Below are 18,144 nucleotides of genomic sequence, written 5' to 3'. Positions count from 1 at the left end.
TGGAATACACCGGATCAGGGTTCACCGAGCCGGTGGTCAGGATCTTCACTCCCCTGTACCGGACGAGGGTCTCGTTATCAAAAGAGTATCAGGACCCCGAACACTGTTTTGTCAGAACCGGAACCGCCAGAATTGAACTGATTAAGTTCTTTGAGGAATATCTCTATCTCCCGCTTGCACGCCATATCGATTTATACGGGGCAGTGGTTGCACGGCTTCAGAACGGTCAGGTGGATAGTTACGTCCTGTACGTCTTTGTTGTTGTGGTCATACTTATCGGGATCATGGGGTGGATCGCATGAGTATCACTCCGGTTCTGGCGGGGCTGCTCAACCTGGGAGTCGTACTCCTGATCTCGCCTTTCTATATGACCGTAGTCAAAAAGGTCAAGGCCCGGGCCCAACGGAGGGAAGGACCCCCCCTCTTACAGGGATATTACACGATTGCCAAGCTCTTCAGAAAAGAGGTGGTTTACTCAGACTATGCAAGTTTCATCTCCCGTATCGCCCCGTATGCCACACTTGCCATCCTCCTGGTCGCAGCATTGCTGGTTCCGGTCATCTGGATTCCGGAAATAACAGTGGCTGAAGGGAACATCATTGTATTCTTGTATCTTCTCGCCTTCACCAGATTCCTACTGGCTCTGCTCGGGTTAGATGCAGGCAGCACCTTTGGGGGCATGGGCAGTTCACGGGAGATGAGCCTCTCAGCCGTGATTGAACCGACAACGGTTGTGGTCTTCGCGGCGATGGCATATGTTGCAGGTACCCTCGCCATACCTGAGATGTTCAGGCATGCAACCACGATCATTCCCGGAATGAGTCCGACCATTCTCCTCCTCTCGGTCTCACTCTTCATCCTGATCATCGTCGAGACCGGCAGAATTCCGGTGGATAATCCCGAGACCCATCTTGAACTCACCATGATTCATGAAGGGATGCTCCTTGATACCTCTGGAAGAAACCTGGCACTCTTTGAGCTCTCCCATGCGGTAAAACAGACCCTGCTGATGACACTCCTGATAAATATGCTCATACCCTTTGGGATCGTGCAGGAGGTATCAGTTCTCGGACTGGCTCTTGCCACCGTCCTCTTCCTGCTCAAGGGTACCGCCCTCTCGATCGTAATCGGGATTGTGGAGTCATCGTTTGCCAAGATGCGGTTCTTCAGAGTGCCTAACCTCTTCATGATGGCATTCTTCTTCTCGGTGTTGACCATCTTCAGCGAGGTGATGTTATGATCACGAATGAGGTGGCAGTATCCCTGCTCAGGATCTGCCTCATCCTGGTCCTGATATCAGCTGCATGTCTGCTCTCGACCAGAAATCTCTCGTCACTGGTCAGGACCTATGCCCTCCAGTCCCTGATCCTGGTAGCCATCGCTCTTCTGATCGGGGTACTGGAACAGAAGAGTATCCTGATATTCATCGCGATTTTAACCCTGGCCTCAAAGGTTATCGGGATTCCCTGGTTCATCAGGATCATTCAGCAGCGAATCAGGATCCAGCAGGATCTCCATTTCCATTACCTCCAACCGGCAAGTGCCCTTATGGTCAGTATCCTGCTCATCCTGCTGGTATACCTCTGCTTTCTGCAGGTTCTCCATGATCTCTTCACCAGGAACAGTCTCTTCTTCCTCGGTTCGGTTATCGGGGTATCACTGATGCTTATGGGGCTTATTGCCATATTCTCACGCCAGCTCGCGATTACCAAAGTCATCGGATATCTCTCGATGGAAAACGGGGTACTCCTTTTCGGATTGTTTGTAACCGAACTGCCCTTCATTACCGAGTTTGTGATCATGGTAGACCTGATTATCCTCGTGCTCCTGACCACGATCCTCACCGTGGGCATGGACTCAAGCATTGATGCATATATGAACCGGCTGAAAGAGTTTCATCTCTGGTCTGAAGAGGAGGTGAATGCATGATCTTACTGCTGTACCCGGTGCTCACCGTCCTGATCCTCCTGCTTCAGGGAGTCCAGCACTCACACCGGCCGATGAGCCTCCTCGGAGTCCTCCACTCGGCAGGAACACTACTTATCACGATTCTGATCATTGCACGTCCGGATGAATGGAGTTCAGGCTCGCCGCTCTTCATGGTCGATCATCTGAACCTCCTGATGATGCTCATAACCGGGGTGATCTTCACCTGTGCCAGCATCTATGCAGTCGGGTACATCGAGGGGCTGGTCATGACCGGGGATCTCAACCGGCGAAGCCTGCGAATCTTCTATATCGGGTTCTCACTTCTTCTCTTTGTCACCACGATGGCATTCTATGCACCCAATGTGGCACAGTTCTGGATATTTGCTGAACTTACCACGGTATTCTCAGCAGTACTTGTTGCCATCCTTGCAGTTAAAGAGAACATCGATGCCTCACTCAAGTACATCTTTGTCTGCTCTACCTCGATGCTCTTCTCGTTCATCGGAGTAATCTTCCTGTTTGAACTGATGCGCCAGCCTGACGGAACCGGAAGCCTTGACTGGCAGGCGATCCTGGCAGTAGCTTCATCCAGGGACAGCGGGATGCTCGCCATCGCCTGTATCTTCTTTTTCATAGGATTTGCCGCAAAATCAGGGATTGTTCCCCTGCACACCTGGCTCCCTGAAGCTCATGCAAAGGCACCCTCAGCGGTCAGTGCAGTCCTTTCCGGAGTAGTGCTTAATGTCGGGATGTACGGAATTCTGCGGATGACCGGGATTGTGCACCAGACCTCTATCGCATCCCAGATATCCCTGATTCTGATCCTTTTCGGAATGCTAACCATGTCAGTCGCCTGCTTCTCCATGCTCAGACAGAAGGGAACGAAAAGGATGATTGCATTCTCATCGATTGAGAACATGGGATTTCTCCTGCTCGCTTCTGGAGTCGGAACCCCAGTCGCACTCTTCTGGATGCTCTATCATATAATAGGACACTCGGTGGTGAAGTCAGGTCTTTTCTTCTCTGCCGGCATACTACACCGCCAGTATAAGTCACATACTGCCGGTGGCGAGGATCATATCGCAGATCTCTTCCGCATGCAGCCATTTGCAGCAGCAGCGTTTATCATCGGGTCTGTAGCGATTATCGGAACTCCGCTCTTCCCCCTCTTCCTTTCCAAGTTCGGAATTCTGCTCGAAGCAGGAAAACTCTCACTCTATATCCCGCTCATCACGCTACTGCTCTTTGCACTGGCAGGTGCTGCCATATTCAGGTTCCTGATCGCCATCATGGGCGAAACGTTTGCAGCTGGTGAGGCTCCCGAGCAGTATATCGTGCCGGTCTGGATGAAAGCCCCGGTTGTGTTCCTGATGGCCCTCTCGGTACTGATGGGTCTGCTGATGCTCCCCGGCGAAGAGGCATTTCTCACCGCTGCTGTGCATGATATCGGGATTTCAGGAGTTGGATTATGAACCGGATTTCGGGTAATAACATCGGAGTTATTACTGAAGACTCCCAGTCAGGAATGACCCTTTCACTTAGGGAGTCATGGCTATTCAAAGAAGATCAGACAGCCCGGTATTACCGTTTGCCCCTCCATGACCCGGTTCCAGTAATCAGGGCCATGAAAGGGGAAGGAAAAAACCTGATCCTATTCTTCGGGGTTGAAGATTTTGAAGATTTACCTGGCTGCAGCCTGTTGTATGTTTTTGAAGAGCCGGGGTCACCCGGATTCGTGGTGCTTATTCCCGAGGGACGCGGAGCGATACACCAGTCGGTAGCCGGAATTTTTCCGATTGCATCCCTCTTTGAACGGGAGATTGCAGACGGATTCGGGGTTTCGTTCACCGGATCGTTTGATACGAGAAGGCTCTTTCTCCATGAAGCATACCCACCCGGATTTCACCCGCTCCGTCGTTCGATCCCAAATACTGCTCCGGTTCAGGATACCTTCGATAAACCCGGCAAACCCTATGAGTTCAGGAGCATCGAAGGGTCGGCTGTCTTCCAGGTTCCGGTCGGACCGGTTCATGCCGGGATCATTGAACCTGGACATTTCCGGTTCAGCGTCATCGGTGAGACGATTGTAAACCTTGAGATCAGACTCGGTTTCCTGCACCGGGGTGTGGAAAAACTGGCAGAAGGAAGATCTCCAGATGATGGAGTCAGGATTGCAGAGTCGATATCAGGTGACGAATCGGCAGGAAACGCATGCGGACTCAGCATGGCACTCGAGCAGATCAGCGGCACTCAAATCTCTCCCCGTGCCGAACACCTGAGGGGAGTGATCCTGGAACTGGAACGGGCATACTCACTCCTCTCTGATCTTGCAGGTATGGTCACCGACATCGCTCATCCGGTATCTGCAAGCAGACTGATGGTCCTTCGCGAACGACTGCAACAGGAAGCAGACCGGATCTGCGGATCACGATTCCTGAAAGGGAGCATCTGTCCAGGGGGAATATCAGAGCGGATAACCAGAGAGTCCCTGGATCACCTCTTCAAAACGGCCGGTGGGATCGAACATGAACTTGATGAGATCGCAACCTGGGTTCTTTCCATCCCTTCGGTGATAGACCGGTTTGCAACCACCGGGGTGGTTCAGCCTGAACTGATCAGATCACTTGCCCTATCGGGTCCGGTTGCCCGGGCATCAGGTTCGTTTGCTGACACCCGTATCGATCATCCTTACGGAATATACCAGGAACGGGTACCGGGACAGGTCTGTGAACAGGGAGGTGATGTGATGGCACGGTTCTCGCTCAAATACCAGGAGATCCGTGCATCGCTTCGTTATATCCAGGAACTGCTGGTATTCACCCCTGACGGACCAGCAATTGTACCGGTTCAGATGCATGACGGGTTTGCCCTGGTCGCCACGGAATCGCCACGGGGTATGGCGCTACATTGGGTGTATATCAAAAACGGAGTCATCCACCGGTACAAAGTCAGGACCGCTTCGTTCTGCAACTGGTACGCGATTGAACGTGCGGTTATCGGGAACATCGTTGCTGATTTCCCGGTGATCAACAAGAGTTTGAACCTTTCATATGCAGGAACGGATCTGTGAGGCTATGATTGAGACAGTAATAAACCTCTTCAAAAAACCACTCTGCATTGATACTACACACAGCATTGGTCAAGATGGGGGAGAAGAGCTGGAGATTCAGAGACTAGGGAAGGATCTTCAGCAGGAAATAACCAGGATTTTCGACAAAAGTTTTGCCATTCGCGAGGTTGACTGCGGGAGTGACAATGCAGCAGAGATAGAACTCGGGAACCTCTCCTCGGCATACTATGATGTTGAGCGGTTCGGAATAACCTTTGTTGCATCACCCCGCCATGCCGATGCTCTGATGGTTACCGGGGCAGTGACCCGGGCCATGGCAGATGCACTCATAAAGACTTACGAGGCAACTCCAAATCCAAAGATTGTGATCGCAGTCGGAGATGATGCTTGTACCGGCGGGATCTGGAAGGGCTCGTATGCGGTACTGGGGGGGGTTGAAGCGGTGATCCCGGTTGACCTGAAGATCCCGGGAAACCCACCGCGACCAATAGAGATCATCGGGAGCCTGCTGACCCTCCTCCGCACACAACAGAGGTCATAACCTGATCCTAAAACTTACCATGACAGACCCATCAGGAGCAGATCGACTACCAGCGGTATGAGCAGGTTATCGTCGATGGGGCTTGCCAACTCGACGAGTCCCGCAACAATTGAGAGAATTGCCGCATGGACCGGATTCATGATAAAAAGCAGGCAGGCGAAGGTGACGAGTATTGCTCCACCAGTGCCCTCGATGGATTTATGGTTGATGATCCTGATTCGCCCGTACCGAAGACCGAAGATAGTCGCCATCCCATCCAGAACTGATAGGATGAATATACCCTGAGCTGCAATTTGGGAAGGGAAGAGGATCAGGGTCACAAGAGCTGAGAATACAAAGAAAAATGCACCTTTACCGGGAAAAACACCCGGTCGTTCAAGATGAAAGAGAAGTTGGGAGATAACGGGAACCTGAATATTTCGTATCGCGAGATCGATAAACCACAGACCACCAAGCAACCCTGCACCAAGTAACATGAGGGTGGTCTCCCGGGGGGCATACCAGATGAGAAGTGTGATAAGCAGGCCAAAAACCATATGGACGGTCTTGCGCCAGAACTCATTCATCTCCAGTTATTTCCTCTGAAGATGATTAACCATGCCGATTCCCATAGACTGGCATGGATTGTATGAACAGATTAGGACATATGATTCATGATACAAGAATTTCGGTACAATCCAGGCACGAACGGATACATCTGATCAATTCAGATTCATAGAAATGTTAAAAAGAGGGTAAAACAGTCTATCGGATTCAGTTTATTTCATTCAACTTCAATGAACATGCCCCATATTATCAGGTGAGGGTAGTATCATCCTCATTCTCATCACGTCGGGAATCTTCCGTTGCCCAGGCTACAATCGTATCACAGGCCTTTACAACTCGCTCCGCCCGATCCAAGGGTATCTCTTCAATCAGGGCAATCAATGAGTCAGGGTATGCACAACGCGGCCCGAGATCCTCAAGAAGCAGAATGAGTTCTACCGGTATAGGAAACTCCTGGCAGCCGGACTGCCGTATCATTTCCAGAATTGAAAGACCATCACTGGGAATCCTACCTGTTCTTGCAGTATATACCCCCCTCACTGCTTCCCGTGCTCCCTGCCATGCAAACAGGACCGTGCTAGGGGAAAACCCGGCCTCAAGATGCCGGTATGCCATCGCAAGGCTGGTCTTTGCGGCATGTAACTGATGCTCAGATTTCATAACCCGGACTCCTGCGTAGACTCAAATGTCTAAAGGTTCTGATGGTATAGGTAATCTTTGGTATGCAGAGAATCCATCCACCTGTAAATTTCATGCGGGAGGAACTGGCATCCACTATCCCGATAGCAGGATGGCTCCCTGCCTATACGAAAAAACTCTTTCGTGTTGATCTGATAGCCGGAATTACCCTTACCGCTTTTGCCATCCCTGAACTGATGGCGTATGCCCAGTTGGCAGGACTGCCACCAGAATATGGATTGTACGCAGGGATCGTCGCACCCCTCGTATACTGCCTCTTTGGAACGATCCGGGAGATGAACATCGGACCCAGTTCATCAGAAGCAATCCTGACCGCTGCGATGCTTGGGATATTATCAGGAATTGATATCGCCCGGTATGCGTCACTCGCTGCATTGACTGCCCTGATGGCAGGCAGCTTTGCGGTGCTTGCCCGGCTCCTTCGACTCGGTTTTATTGTCAACCTGATATCAGAGACTGTACTTAAAGGATTTCTTGCAGGAGTCGGGCTTGTAATCATCTGTGGGCAGTTGTTCAAGATATTTGGTATTCATTCGATACAAGGAGATTTTTTCACCCAATTGATCTACCTGCTCAGCAACCTCACAACTACAAACATCCCTACGTTGATCTTGGGAGCCGGGGCGGTGCTCTTCCTGATTTGTGCAGAGAAACGATGCCGTAAACTCCCGGCAGCACTGATTGTGGTGATAGTATCAATCCTCCTGATGTCATATACTGATCTTGCTGCTCGAGGCATCCAGGTCGTAGGAACGATTCCTGCAGGACTCCCTGGACTGGTCATTCCGGAACTCTCATTTACTGATTTTCAGATCCTCTTTCCCCTGGCATTTGCAATTTTTTTGCTCTCTTATGTAGAGAATATGAGCATCGGGACCTCGCTTGCAAGAAAATACCGATACAAGGTCGATGCAAACCAGGAACTCTTCGCTCTCGGAGCAACCAGTATCGCAACGGGTCTCTTTCAGGGGTTTCCTGTTGCCGGTAGTTTCTCCCGGACTGCATTGAACGAGATCAACGGTGCAGCGACCCAGATGACCGGGGTAATTGCCGCTGTACTCACCGCAATTGTTGCATTGTTCCTGACCGGGCTTTTTACCAATATGCCTGAAGCCATCATCGGGAGCCTTATTCTGGTTGCAGTCATCAGGCTGGTTGATGTAAATGGGCTTGTCAGGATTGCAAGGATAAGCAGGGATGAGTTTGGGATCGCGATGGCAACCTGCATCGGAGTTCTATTATTTGGGATCCTCTCGGGAGTCTTCATCGGAGTGATCCTTTCCATCCTGGATATCCTGTACCGGGTAACCTCACCACGGATCGCAATCCTGGGAAGAGTGCCTGACACCAGGCAGTACGCAGACCGGATCCGGCATCCGGAGAATGAAGCAATCCCCGGAGTGCTGATCATCAGGGTTGATGCACCACTCATCTTTGCCAATGCCGAGATCGTCAAGGATCGGATCGAAGAACTGGTTGCTGATGACCCGGAGATCAAACTGGTCATCCTTGATATGAGTTCGTCTCCTATCCTCGATGTATCAGCGTCAGATATGATCGTGGATCTTTCCCAGAACTTAGTTGCAATTGGAATCAGTATCAGAATAGCAGAGGCAACATGGCAGGTCAGACGGATGCTCCGAATATCAGGAGTCGAAAAAATGATCGGCGAGGAGGTGACCCAGACCACCTCCCTTGAACTCGTCCTTGCCGACTGGAACTGTGCAGGATCGACCAACCCCGTATGCTCACTTCCAGAAAACCCACAAAAGGACCCAGTCAGTAACTGAAACCATCGAGGTATTATCTTTAGCATCAGCATAGACGCATGATTCAGGAGATTTACCACTAGCAGAAAAATAGCAGAATTGTTTGCTAATAATCGGGACAGTCCATAAATCTTATATGTCACGGATGCCTTGTATGCAGTATGGAGGAAGTAACCCTGCGGGCAATTCAACGTGCAATGCCTGGAAACGGCAGAGCACGGGTACACAACAGCCTGCTATCCGCAATCGGCATTGAAGATAAAACCGAGGTCGAGGTTGTAACTCCCGATGGTGCTTCACTCACCTTAACGGTATTTGCAGATTCACTTGTTGAACAGGGTCAGATCCGAATCAGTCAGGATGATCTGAAAAAACTCGGAATCACTGACGGCATTGATGTGAAGGTCAGGAGAAAGATACCGGTAAGTGAACAGGTTAAGGATGCAGCAGAGGAACTGGCTGGGAAGATTAGCAAGGGAGCAAAAGAAATAGGAGATACCCTTTCTGAAAAAACCATAGGGATACGGGAAGGAACCACCCAGGCAGCCCAGGAAATACAGGGAAAAGCACGAGAGGTATCTGCAAAGATTGCTGAAGAGGTTGCCCCCCTGGGAGAGAAGATCGGAGAAGCAGGGCGGGAGACGGCAGCACGGATCAAGGATCTGGTTCCCACCGCACGATTCAATGCCCAGGTAGAGGCGGGACTGAAACAACTCAGCCCTGATAATGCATCACAACTCAAAAAGATGCTCCTTGAGACCGAAGGGGATAAGCATGTAGCAACGGCGAAGACTGCTACCTCTACAGGAAGAAGCATTCAGAATCTTACAATTCCTCCCGATGTATCAGTCATTGCCATCCAGCGGGCTGATAATACCCTGGTCATCCCAAAGAGTGATACCATACTTGGTTCTGGTGACCGTGTCTATCTTGCAGGAAGTGACCGGGGTCTTGAATACATGACAAAAATACTTGAGGGATAGCCGTGGATATCACCTTTACGAATGACGGGCTGATCGGCATAGCCATCATCTTCGGGGTCGTGGTCTTCATCTTTCTCATTGTCAGGGAGATCAGACTGATGAGAACCAATAACCGGAAGCTCGAACTTGAACTTGAACGTGAAAAACTGAGCATCCTCAAACAGGACACCAGCTCCCAGGGGCCCTCAATGCTCAGACTCGGCGAGGACAAACTCACATCCATGCGGGAACTTGAGGACATCAATGTGTCACTGGAATCTGACATCTTTGTGAAGCAGAAACTTGTTGAGGGTAGGATCAAGAAGTTGGAGAGCATGATCAAAGCAGAAAAACTCGACCGGATGCTGACGAAGATTAAGGACGAAGAGAAGAAAATTTTGTGATGGATATGTACCAGACATTTGACAGAACAAGGAACTACTGGCAGGACCTTGGATCCATGTCAGGTTCGTTCGTTAATTCGATTCCAACCTTTGATAAACAACTTGATTCATTCTTTGACCGGAACTCTGAAGCGATCATCGAGGAGTGGGGTCTGGTAACCGATGATGATCTCCGCCATATAAAACTGAAGCTTGAGTTCCTCTCCTACGAAGTGAGTCGGTTGATGGTGGAGAAGACCGGGCTTGAGAAGCGAACAGCAGAACTGAGGGTTGCAATCGAAGAGTTGGAGACGGGAACATGAATCTTGATAATTACCTGTCCGGCTATCTCGACCGCAGGATGAACCAGATCATCGAGGAATGGCAACTGGCTACCCGGGGAGATCTGACCGATATCACACAGCGTTTTCACCGGGTGCAGGATGAACTTGCAGGGCTGAAATCATTTGAGCGTGATACGGCATCACGTCTTGGTAATCTAGAGACCCGGGTAAGGTTGCTCAAGGAGAGACAGAAATGACGATCATTGAGATTTTACTTATCGTGGTCCTGGCATTGGTGATCATCTGTCTTGCATATTTCTTCTTCAGGGGAGCGGAGGGCAAAATTTCGTTCCGGCGTCCGGTTGAGAGCAGAGTTGACGAGTACCTTGACCGGAAGTTTGAGCGGTATGTTGAGGAGTGGTCATTAGTCAGAAGACCCGTTCTCTCCCGGTTCAAGGACGAGAGGAACCTGGCACTTGATCAGGATGAAGAGCGGATAGTAACCCTGAAGAAATTTGAGAATGAGATGAAGTCCACCCTGGATGAACTCGAAGGTCGGCTGAATGCCCTGGAAGATTCCCTGGCAGCAGAAAAACCAGCCCGGAAGTGATCAGGCCGGGAGTTTTTACTCCCTGCTTAGATCCTCGATCGGTGAGATCCGTAAACAAGGCGAACCACCGGTACGGGATATCGAATCATTTTCCCGGTACACCTGTGATCTCTGCCATGGAGCAGTGCCTGTCTCATCGCTCAGGCAGTGTGTCATCTGTGGCAGATGGGCATGCCCTGACTGCTGGAAGGAAGAATATTATGTCTGCAGTTCCTGCAACGGGATTATCAGGCTTCATCTCATGAAGAACCCTGAAATATTTCACCAGCCCGATTGCAACACAGAACCAGCCATAGAGCAAGAGATCAAACCAGAGATTTAAGAGAAAACCCAGAATTCTATACAGGGTTCACAATCCCTGAACAAGATACCGGATTTAGTCCACCAATATATATTCCATCTGTTTGGTTCACATCATCGACTGAAGAGGCTATCTGATCATCCAGATTCTGATGGCCTTGATGATTAATGGTGGATGATACCCTCGCTAATTTTTCTTTTTTACATAAAACCTGCAGGGGGTGTAGATCATGATGCGGCACGAAGAGGGGACAGTGTTGAACGGATTATTATTTCAAAGCACAAAACTGATGATATGAGCCCTAAAATAGAATCTTACCTCTAAAATGGCACGCATAGGAGAAATAAACGCGGTTTTTACCTAAATTAGAATGACTCAAAGAATTAATCGACGTATTTTTGTACGAAAGTATAATATGACGATTAAAATTGCATATTTTTCTAAATAAGGAGTGAATAATTTACTTTATTCATAAATAGCCACATTTTTTTATTAAAATTTGGTATTGACCATTCTGTACTTGAATTAAGGGATCCATCGAATTACTATTTATCACGAACGATCATGATCGATATATTCAAGTGTATAATTGATTATAATTGTCATCATAGTCAAATAAAAAAAGAGAGATTTACATTTTCGGCGAGATATAGAAGAAAATGCCGATTTAATTCAATACATTTATCTACATTTTCCTACAACCTTTGTGCAGTCGATTTTCAATCGATCAGGCTGGTGCGTAGATATGGCATTTGCAGTACATGTGAACATGGAGCGATGTACCGGCTGTAACAATTGTGTGGTGGCATGTCCAGTTAATGCACTGGAACTCAGCACCATAAATCCTGCTACAACTGACAAAATTTATAAAGTCATAAACGGCGATGCAGTCATTCTTGATGTGAATCATGAACTCTGTGCCGGATGTGGGATTTGCGTTGATGCATGCCCGTACGATGTGATTCAGCTGTCAGGACAGCCGCCTCAGAAGGCTTTCGTCTGAGGATTGTCCTGTTTGGGTATATTAGTTCAGGAACCGATTTCGTGAACACAACGAGGTATCTTAATGTCAACACTGTTTCCGAAGTACTCGAAATCCAATGATGGATCCCGGGTAATCATGGAGCAGCGACTTCTTCAGCAGGTAAACAACCTGGTCCTCGACAACGATATCTGCACTGGTTGCGGTATCTGCCGAGAGGTATGTCCTGAGGAAGCAATCGCTGTAGGAGCTGTGGGAGGCGTCCAGCGTGGCCTGGTATGTGATGCAGCCAGTGTCCACATTGATGAGACAAAATGCTCATATTGTGGCGTCTGTGTCATCATGTGTCCCTTCACAGCTCTTTCCCTGAAAGTCAATGGAGAGGAACGGCTCCCAATTCTCGAAAAAGATGGGTTCCCAACCTACGATAAAGGCACAAACATCGATGAAGAGAAGTGTGTCAGGTGCAACATCTGTCAGGATGTCTGCCCCCGTGATGCAATCGATCGCGATGTTCCACTCTTTGAAGGCGAGGATTTCGAAGGTCTCGCAAAGGGTCAGGCCGTAGAACTAAAGATCAATTTTGTGGTTGATGACGACAAGTGCACCAAGTGTGGCATTTGTGGTAACCTCTGTGAGGCTATCACCGTTGAGCACAAGCCCTACACCCCGGAAATAGGAAAGGTTCAGGGCCAGGTCTTATGGGATTCAGATTTCTGTGACGGGTGTAATGTCTGTGCAGAAGCATGTCCCAGCGAGGCCATCAAGGTGACCCGTGAGGTTGTCGGTAAGAAAAAGCTTGGAAAAGTCAGCATTATCGATGAGGAATGCTGCACATGCCGCTGGTGTGCTATCAACTGTCCGACCGAAGCAATTACCGTCAACAAGATTTTTGAAGGCGAGATTACCTTCCACCCTGAAAAGTGTCCGGGAGGTTGTTCAACCTGTGTCGATGTTTGTCCTGCAAATGCTATTTATATGCCTACCCCGCTGCCTGCAAAGGAGATGCACGGCAAGATCGAGGCAAACATTGCAGTCAACAAAGATTTATGCATCCTCTGTGGTGCCTGTGTCAACGCTTGTCCGGGAGAGGATATCATATATCTCAGGCGTGACTCGGTAAGAATCAAAGGCAAAGAGACTGACCTGTTCAAGAAGATCAAGGCCAAACTCTGCACTGCCAGAACATCCATGGTACGGGAGAAGGCCAGCGGTGCAGGATCGGTCGAACTGAAGGCGATCAGTCAGTAATAGAGGATTGATATGGCTGCAAAAAGTTACGACAACCCTGAACTGAACAAGAAATTAGCTGACCAGAGATATCATATCAGTCAGTCTAATCCCCAGTTCACCAAGGATGTAATAAAGACAAGCCGCACGATTGCAAATATGTGCTATCAGTGCGGTACCTGCACCGGGTCATGCCCGTCTGCACCCCGCAGCACCTACCGGATTCGCCTGTTCATGCGCCGGAACGTGCTCGGACTAGAGAATGAAGCACTTACAGACCCGGATCTCTGGCTCTGTACAACCTGTTATTCATGCACTGACCGGTGCCCACGTGACATTGCACCAACTGATGTCATCATGGCAATGAGGAACCTTGCATTCAAGAAGGATATTGTTCCACGCAACTTCCTCCAGACCGTTCAGTTAATTTATAACTCCGGCCACGGCGTTCCGAACAATGATGTGAACAGGGCAGCCAGAAAGAGGCTCGGTCTGACTGCTGACCCACCTACAACACACATGTACCCAGAATACATCAAGGGTATCCAGAAAATTCTGGACCACTTTGGATTGAAAGAGAACGCTGACCGTATCATCAAGGGGGAGTAATCATGCACGAATACGCATTCTTCCTCGGATGTATCGCACCAAACCGGTACCCTGGTTGTGAAGCATCTTCAATCAAGACCAGTGAAAAGGTCGGTATCAAACTGCTGCCTCTGGAAGGAGCCAGCTGTTGTCCGGCCCCCGGTGCATTCGGTTCCATCGATCTTACCGTCTGGTACGCCATGGCAGCACGGAACCTTGTTCTTGCTGAGCAGATGAAGAAGGACATCGCCCTTATCTGTAACGGTTGTTACAAGTCGATCTGGGAAGTCAACCACATTCTCAAGCACAACGATGAACTCCGTTCCCAGGTCAACGAGGTTTTAAAAGAGATCGACATGGAATACAAGGGAACCATCGATGTATTCCATCTTGCCGAACTCTATTACGATCCCAAAATTTGCGGCATACAGAAGATTCGTGACTCTGTAACCACTCCGATGACCGGTGCCAAGGTCGCCTGCCACTACGGCTGCCACTTAATGAAACCACAGAAGGATCGTCACTTTGGTGACACCGAGAACCCGATGTGGTTTGAAGAACTCGTCGCAGCAGTCGGTGCAGAACCAGTACAGTACCGTAATAAGATGCAGTGCTGTGGTGCTGGTGGCGGTGTCCGTGGATATGATATCGTTCACGCCCTCGACATCACCAACGAGAAGCTGATCAACATATCAGAGGTCGGTGCCGATGCAATTACTGAACTCTGTCCATTCTGTCAGCTCCAGTTTGACCGTGGTCAGATCGAGATCAAAGAGAAGTTCGGTGATGTGTACAACATCCCAGTTCTGCACTTCAATGAACTGCTCGGACTTGCACAGGGCATGAGCCCGCAGGATCTTGCCCTTGATCTGCATGCAGTCGACTGTACTCCCTTCCTCCAGAAGGTGCTTTAAGGAGGCAATGACATGGCAGAAAATACAGAAGCAAAAATCGGTGTCTTCGTCTGTCACTGCGGAACCAACATTGCCGGTTCCCTTGACGTCAAGGCTGTAGCAGAATACGCCAAGACACTCCCCAATGTCGCCTTCGCTGCTGACTATCAGTACATGTGTTCCACCCCTGGTCAGAACATGATCAAGGAAGCCATTGCTGAACACAAACTGACAGGGATTGTCGTAGCAGCATGCTCACCCCGTCTTCACGAACCAACCTTCAGGATCGCAACCAAAGAAGGTGGAGTGAACATGTTCCGCTTCGAGATGGCAAACATCCGTGAGCAGAACTCATGGGTTCACATGCACGGGATGCATGATGAGGCAACCGCCAAGGCAAAAGACCAGGTCCGGATGGCAGTCGCCAAGGCAAAATACCTTGAAGACCTCGTTCCAAAGTCAGTACCTGTCGAGAAGGCAGCAATGGTCGTTGGTGGAGGTGTCGGTGGTATTCAGGCATCTCTCGATCTGGCAAGCGCCGGTATCAAGACCTATCTCGTAGAGAAGGCCGAGAGTATCGGTGGCCGTATGTCCCAGCTCGACAAGACGTTCCCAACCCTTGACTGTTCACAGTGTATTCTTGCACCAAAGATGGTCGATGCGGGTCGTCACCCGAATATCGAGCTCCTCTCATTACATGAAGTTGAGAATGTAGAGGGGTACATCGGAAACTTCGATGTAACACTCCGCAAGAAGGCCCGTGGTGTCATGACCCCGGTCGAGGCAGCAGCCAAGGGCATTGTTGGAGGAGGCTGCAATGGTTGTGGTGACTGTACTGCAGTCTGTCCGGTTGTCAAGCCAAATGCATTCGAATTCGGCATGGCACCCCGCAAGGCAATCTACATCAACCACCCACAGGTTGTCCCACTGATCTACACCGTGGACTTTAATGCCTGTGTCAAGTGTGGTCTGTGTGTTGAGGCCTGCGGTACCAAGAAGGCTATCGACCTTGACATGGTAGACGAGTTCAGAACCGTTAAGGTAGGAACCGTCATCCTTGCAACCGGATATGACTACATCCCAATCGAAGAGAAGAAAGAGTGGGGATACAAGCGACACGAGAACGTCATTCACTCTCTTGAGTTTGAACGGCTTATCTGTGCATCCGGTCCGACCGGAGGTCACCTCGTCCGCCCAAGTGACGGAGCAACTCCGAAATCGGTTGGGTTCGTTCTGTGTGCAGGTTCCCGTGATAATACCGGTGGCGTTGCCAAAGCCTACTGTTCACGGTTCTGCTGTATGTACTCACTCAAACACGCCCACCAGATCATGGAAAAGATCGAGGGCTGCACGGCTTACATCTTCTACATGGATATCAGATCCTTTGGTAAGGCATACGAGGAGTTCTACTACCGTATCCAGAACGAAGGCTGTAAATTCATCCGTGGACGTGTCGCCAACATTCTCGAGGATCCTGAAACCAAGAACCTGCATGTCTTTGCTGAAGATACCCTGCTCGGACGTCCGGCAGACTTCGAACTGGATCTCGTGGTGCTCGCAGCAGCTATCCAGCCAATCGAGGGTGCAAACCCACTCAGAAAGAAGTTCGGTGTTTCAGCCTCTGCAGATGGCTGGATGCTTGAAGCACACCCAAAACTGAACCCCTGTGGTACCACTACCGCTGGTGTGTTCCTTGCCGGTGTGTGCCAGGGACCAAAAGATATCCCAGATACAGTAGCACAGGCTGAAGGTGCCGCATCAGCAGCATCGATTCCAATCCACGTCGGCCAGGTGGAACTGGAGCCTTACTTTGCCCAGTGTATGGATGAACTTTGTGCCGGCTGTGGAATGTGTGTCAACCTCTGTCCATACAGTGCTCTTGCACTGACCGAGAAGAACGGACGGACTGTCATGCAGGTTACCGAAGCAAAATGTAAAGGCTGTGGTACCTGTGGTGGATTCTGTCCGGGTGGTGCAATCAAGATGCAGCACTTCACAACCCCACAGATCGTAGCACAGATTGATGCATACCTTATGGGAGGCCAGTAACATGTCTGACGAATGGAACCCAAAAATCCAGGCAATCATCTGTAACTGGTGTTCATATGCCGGAGCAGACCTTGCTGGTGGTGCCCGTATCCAGTATCCGCCAGATGTTCGTGCAGTCCGTGTCATGTGCACGGGCCGCGTAGATATGCTCTTCATCCTGAAGGCATTTGTTGACGGAGCAGACGGAGTTCTCGTCTCCGGCTGTCACTTTGGTGACTGCCACTATCTTGAAGGTAACTTTAAGGCAGCGAAGAGGATGTTCATGGTCAAGTCCCTGATGAAGAACATCGGCCTTGATGACAAGAGATTCCGTATGACCTTTGTCTCTGCATCCGAGGGTGCAAAATGGGGTATGGTCATGACCGACGTTATTTCCAAGGTTCGCGAACTCGGACCAAGTCCGATCAAAGAGTTCCAGAAATAAACAACCTATTTTTTTAAACTGTAAGTCTTTGGGTTAAAATTCTAATATTATTGCTCAAAGAAGGCAGAATGAAAGATTATTTAAGAAGAGATCTCTTCATCCACAATCGTAGATAGTAGTCACCACAAACCAGCCCTGATCAAAGACTGATCTATACTTCGAACGTGAATCTTTTAATTTCAAAAAAAAGGAGATAGGTTTCCCTCATCCATCTCCTTTCATCGGAGGGATTCCACCATAAAAAGAGATTATCGCTTTCTGATTTCTGGATAATCGCGACGGTGATACTGATGATTGATATGACTTTACAACATGTATTGGCCTTAACTCAGTGATCAGGGACTCAAAAGTAGTTATTCCAGGTATTTGTGCAACCTGAAGACGATTCATGATAAGACTCCTGATGAGCATGGAGAGGAAACAAATTAAAAACACTCCTTTCCTGATTCGATCGATTCGATATCCACGAAAATCACGTTCAAATTGCGATATTAACTGGCTCATATCCTGTTCCAGGGTGCCCCTCATATCGGCAAGAGAGAAACATTCTTCCCAGGTAAAGTTACCCTGATACAGCACACAACTCCTGCCAAATTTTTTTACGGTAAGATTCATCTCGTCATGATCGGTGCTAATCCTGCTCGAACCATTACTCTCTTCAATAGTAAAGAACCGTCTGAATGGCCCGGCTGCTTCATCGAGTAACTCTTGAAGGGTTCCCTGATAATCACGGGTCTCCTGAATCAGATCACGGACACTTTGCAGATTCCTATGGAATGCCAGGCGATCGGTCTGCTCTTTTTTGATATCATGCAGAATATAACCAGGAACACTGGTCTTCCCAAATTTTACCGAAAAATGGCGAATGTAACATGCCTCACCAT

The 18,144-nt window shown here is 49.4% G+C and carries 21 protein-coding genes and 1 pseudogene; 19 read left to right on the top strand and 3 right to left on the bottom strand.

What is annotated here, in order from left to right; all coding sequences use genetic code 11:
- The 6 genes and pseudogenes from LUQ50_RS13490 to LUQ50_RS13465 form a co-directional block, all read left to right on the top strand.
- Nucleotides 1-302 (top strand): annotated as a pseudogene (locus tag LUQ50_RS13490) (hydrogenase membrane subunit); the annotation flags it as partial.
- The gene (locus LUQ50_RS13485) at nt 299-1,240 is read left to right on the top strand and encodes an NADH-quinone oxidoreductase subunit H (RefSeq protein WP_300040525.1); all 942 of its coding nucleotides are present in this window, start codon (nt 299-301) and stop codon (nt 1,238-1,240) included. The pseudogene LUQ50_RS13490 and the gene LUQ50_RS13485, both read left to right, overlap by 4 nt.
- The gene (locus tag LUQ50_RS13480; RefSeq protein ID WP_300040522.1) at nt 1,237-1,929 is read left to right on the top strand and encodes a hydrogenase subunit; all 693 of its coding nucleotides are present in this window, start codon (nt 1,237-1,239) and stop codon (nt 1,927-1,929) included. The genes LUQ50_RS13485 and LUQ50_RS13480 overlap by 4 nt, the downstream gene beginning before the upstream one ends.
- Nucleotides 1,926-3,401 carry a proton-conducting transporter membrane subunit gene (locus tag LUQ50_RS13475; protein WP_300040520.1) on the top strand — a complete coding sequence of 492 codons (1,476 nt, stop codon included), beginning with the start codon at nt 1,926-1,928 and terminating at the stop codon, nt 3,399-3,401. Before LUQ50_RS13480 ends, LUQ50_RS13475 begins: the two co-directional genes overlap by 4 nt.
- Nucleotides 3,398-4,999 carry an NADH-quinone oxidoreductase subunit C gene (locus tag LUQ50_RS13470; RefSeq protein ID WP_300040518.1) on the top strand — a complete coding sequence of 534 codons (1,602 nt, stop codon included), beginning with the start codon at nt 3,398-3,400 and terminating at the stop codon, nt 4,997-4,999. The genes LUQ50_RS13475 and LUQ50_RS13470 overlap by 4 nt, the downstream gene beginning before the upstream one ends.
- Nucleotides 4,980-5,540, top strand: a complete 561-nt coding sequence (locus LUQ50_RS13465; protein ID WP_300040516.1) for an NADH-quinone oxidoreductase subunit B family protein — start codon at nt 4,980-4,982, stop codon at nt 5,538-5,540. Before LUQ50_RS13470 ends, LUQ50_RS13465 begins: the two co-directional genes overlap by 20 nt.
- A gap of 14 nt (nt 5,541-5,554) precedes the next feature.
- Here LUQ50_RS13465 and LUQ50_RS13460 read toward each other — a convergent pair whose 3' ends face one another.
- Nucleotides 5,555-6,106 carry a hypothetical protein gene (locus LUQ50_RS13460; RefSeq protein WP_300040514.1) on the bottom strand — a complete coding sequence of 184 codons (552 nt, stop codon included), beginning with the start codon at nt 6,104-6,106 and terminating at the stop codon, nt 5,555-5,557.
- Nucleotides 6,107-6,335: 229 nt separating this feature from the next.
- Nucleotides 6,336-6,746, bottom strand: a complete 411-nt coding sequence (locus tag LUQ50_RS13455) for a hypothetical protein (protein WP_300040512.1) — start codon at nt 6,744-6,746, stop codon at nt 6,336-6,338.
- 92 nt (nt 6,747-6,838) lie between these two features.
- Between LUQ50_RS13455 and LUQ50_RS13450 the strand changes: the two genes are divergently transcribed.
- The 13 genes from LUQ50_RS13450 (at nt 6,839) to LUQ50_RS13390 (ending at nt 17,260) form a co-directional block, all read left to right on the top strand.
- The gene (locus tag LUQ50_RS13450; protein WP_300040510.1) at nt 6,839-8,575 is read left to right on the top strand and encodes a SulP family inorganic anion transporter; all 1,737 of its coding nucleotides are present in this window, start codon (nt 6,839-6,841) and stop codon (nt 8,573-8,575) included.
- Nucleotides 8,576-8,715: 140 nt separating this feature from the next.
- A complete protein-coding gene (locus LUQ50_RS13445; RefSeq protein ID WP_300040508.1) occupies nt 8,716-9,537 on the top strand; it encodes a TrkA C-terminal domain-containing protein in 822 nt (273 codons plus the stop codon).
- A gap of 2 nt (nt 9,538-9,539) precedes the next feature.
- Nucleotides 9,540-9,920 (top strand): hypothetical protein, encoded by a 381-nt coding sequence (locus LUQ50_RS13440; protein ID WP_300040506.1) that lies wholly within the window; start codon nt 9,540-9,542, stop codon nt 9,918-9,920.
- Nucleotides 9,920-10,222 (top strand): hypothetical protein, encoded by a 303-nt coding sequence (locus LUQ50_RS13435; RefSeq protein ID WP_300040504.1) that lies wholly within the window; start codon nt 9,920-9,922, stop codon nt 10,220-10,222. Before LUQ50_RS13440 ends, LUQ50_RS13435 begins: the two co-directional genes overlap by 1 nt.
- Nucleotides 10,219-10,440 (top strand): hypothetical protein, encoded by a 222-nt coding sequence (locus LUQ50_RS13430; protein ID WP_300040502.1) that lies wholly within the window; start codon nt 10,219-10,221, stop codon nt 10,438-10,440. Before LUQ50_RS13435 ends, LUQ50_RS13430 begins: the two co-directional genes overlap by 4 nt.
- Nucleotides 10,437-10,793 (top strand): hypothetical protein, encoded by a 357-nt coding sequence (locus tag LUQ50_RS13425; protein ID WP_300040500.1) that lies wholly within the window; start codon nt 10,437-10,439, stop codon nt 10,791-10,793. The genes LUQ50_RS13430 and LUQ50_RS13425 overlap by 4 nt, the downstream gene beginning before the upstream one ends.
- A complete protein-coding gene (locus LUQ50_RS13420) occupies nt 10,747-11,115 on the top strand; it encodes a hypothetical protein (RefSeq protein ID WP_300040498.1) in 369 nt (122 codons plus the stop codon). The genes LUQ50_RS13425 and LUQ50_RS13420 overlap by 47 nt, the downstream gene beginning before the upstream one ends.
- A gap of 724 nt (nt 11,116-11,839) precedes the next feature.
- Complete coding sequence (locus LUQ50_RS13415; protein ID WP_300040496.1) at nt 11,840-12,097, top strand: 4Fe-4S binding protein; 258 nt, start codon at nt 11,840-11,842, stop codon at nt 12,095-12,097.
- Between the two features lie 63 nt (nt 12,098-12,160).
- Complete coding sequence (locus LUQ50_RS13410) at nt 12,161-13,327, top strand: 4Fe-4S binding protein (protein WP_300040494.1); 1,167 nt, start codon at nt 12,161-12,163, stop codon at nt 13,325-13,327.
- A gap of 12 nt (nt 13,328-13,339) precedes the next feature.
- Nucleotides 13,340-13,915, top strand: a complete 576-nt coding sequence (gene hdrC / locus LUQ50_RS13405) for a CoB--CoM heterodisulfide reductase subunit C (protein WP_300040492.1) — start codon at nt 13,340-13,342, stop codon at nt 13,913-13,915.
- Nucleotides 13,916-13,917: 2 nt separating this feature from the next.
- Nucleotides 13,918-14,808 carry a CoB--CoM heterodisulfide reductase subunit B gene (hdrB, locus tag LUQ50_RS13400; RefSeq protein ID WP_300040490.1) on the top strand — a complete coding sequence of 297 codons (891 nt, stop codon included), beginning with the start codon at nt 13,918-13,920 and terminating at the stop codon, nt 14,806-14,808.
- 12 nt (nt 14,809-14,820) lie between these two features.
- On the top strand, nt 14,821-16,836 hold the full coding sequence (locus tag LUQ50_RS13395) for a CoB--CoM heterodisulfide reductase iron-sulfur subunit A family protein (protein WP_300040487.1): 2,016 nt from the start codon (nt 14,821-14,823) through the stop codon (nt 16,834-16,836).
- A 1-nt stretch (nt 16,837) separates the two neighbouring features.
- A complete protein-coding gene (locus tag LUQ50_RS13390; RefSeq protein ID WP_300040486.1) occupies nt 16,838-17,260 on the top strand; it encodes a hydrogenase iron-sulfur subunit in 423 nt (140 codons plus the stop codon).
- 204 nt (nt 17,261-17,464) lie between these two features.
- On the opposite strand, the gene LUQ50_RS13385 is transcribed toward LUQ50_RS13390, so the two are convergent.
- Nucleotides 17,465-18,144, bottom strand: a 680-nt coding sequence (locus LUQ50_RS13385) for a hypothetical protein (protein WP_300040483.1), incomplete at its 5' end; no start/stop codon positions are given.

Origin of the sequence: Methanospirillum sp. (assembly GCF_028679455.1) — an archaeon.
Taxonomy (GTDB): Archaea; Halobacteriota; Methanomicrobia; order Methanomicrobiales; family Methanospirillaceae; genus Methanospirillum.
This window is presented reverse-complemented; position numbering and strand designations above follow the sequence as displayed.

What these genes read in the sequence shown, in the direction of transcription:
- LUQ50_RS13425 (WP_300040500.1), top strand. Translation starts at nt 10,437, where the DNA reads ATGACGATCATTGAGATTTTACTTATCGTGGTCCTGGCATTGGTGATC.
- LUQ50_RS13475 (WP_300040520.1), top strand. Translation starts at nt 1,926, where the DNA reads ATGATCTTACTGCTGTACCCGGTGCTCACCGTCCTGATCCTCCTGCTT.
- LUQ50_RS13460 (WP_300040514.1), bottom strand. Translation starts at nt 6,106, where the DNA reads ATGAATGAGTTCTGGCGCAAGACCGTCCATATGGTTTTTGGCCTGCTT.
- LUQ50_RS13465 (WP_300040516.1), top strand. Translation starts at nt 4,980, where the DNA reads ATGCAGGAACGGATCTGTGAGGCTATGATTGAGACAGTAATAAACCTC.
- LUQ50_RS13445 (WP_300040508.1), top strand. Translation starts at nt 8,716, where the DNA reads ATGGAGGAAGTAACCCTGCGGGCAATTCAACGTGCAATGCCTGGAAAC.
- LUQ50_RS13395 (WP_300040487.1), top strand. Translation starts at nt 14,821, where the DNA reads ATGGCAGAAAATACAGAAGCAAAAATCGGTGTCTTCGTCTGTCACTGC.
- LUQ50_RS13390 (WP_300040486.1), top strand. Translation starts at nt 16,838, where the DNA reads ATGTCTGACGAATGGAACCCAAAAATCCAGGCAATCATCTGTAACTGG.
- LUQ50_RS13450 (WP_300040510.1), top strand. Translation starts at nt 6,839, where the DNA reads ATGCGGGAGGAACTGGCATCCACTATCCCGATAGCAGGATGGCTCCCT.
- LUQ50_RS13480 (WP_300040522.1), top strand. Translation starts at nt 1,237, where the DNA reads ATGATCACGAATGAGGTGGCAGTATCCCTGCTCAGGATCTGCCTCATC.
- LUQ50_RS13410 (WP_300040494.1), top strand. Translation starts at nt 12,161, where the DNA reads ATGTCAACACTGTTTCCGAAGTACTCGAAATCCAATGATGGATCCCGG.
- LUQ50_RS13420 (WP_300040498.1), top strand. Translation starts at nt 10,747, where the DNA reads ATGCCCTGGAAGATTCCCTGGCAGCAGAAAAACCAGCCCGGAAGTGAT.
- LUQ50_RS13485 (WP_300040525.1), top strand. Translation starts at nt 299, where the DNA reads ATGAGTATCACTCCGGTTCTGGCGGGGCTGCTCAACCTGGGAGTCGTA.
- LUQ50_RS13415 (WP_300040496.1), top strand. Translation starts at nt 11,840, where the DNA reads ATGGCATTTGCAGTACATGTGAACATGGAGCGATGTACCGGCTGTAAC.
- LUQ50_RS13470 (WP_300040518.1), top strand. Translation starts at nt 3,398, where the DNA reads ATGAACCGGATTTCGGGTAATAACATCGGAGTTATTACTGAAGACTCC.
- hdrC (WP_300040492.1), top strand. Translation starts at nt 13,340, where the DNA reads ATGGCTGCAAAAAGTTACGACAACCCTGAACTGAACAAGAAATTAGCT.
- LUQ50_RS13455 (WP_300040512.1), bottom strand. Translation starts at nt 6,746, where the DNA reads ATGAAATCTGAGCATCAGTTACATGCCGCAAAGACCAGCCTTGCGATG.
- hdrB (WP_300040490.1), top strand. Translation starts at nt 13,918, where the DNA reads ATGCACGAATACGCATTCTTCCTCGGATGTATCGCACCAAACCGGTAC.
- LUQ50_RS13435 (WP_300040504.1), top strand. Translation starts at nt 9,920, where the DNA reads ATGGATATGTACCAGACATTTGACAGAACAAGGAACTACTGGCAGGAC.
- LUQ50_RS13430 (WP_300040502.1), top strand. Translation starts at nt 10,219, where the DNA reads ATGAATCTTGATAATTACCTGTCCGGCTATCTCGACCGCAGGATGAAC.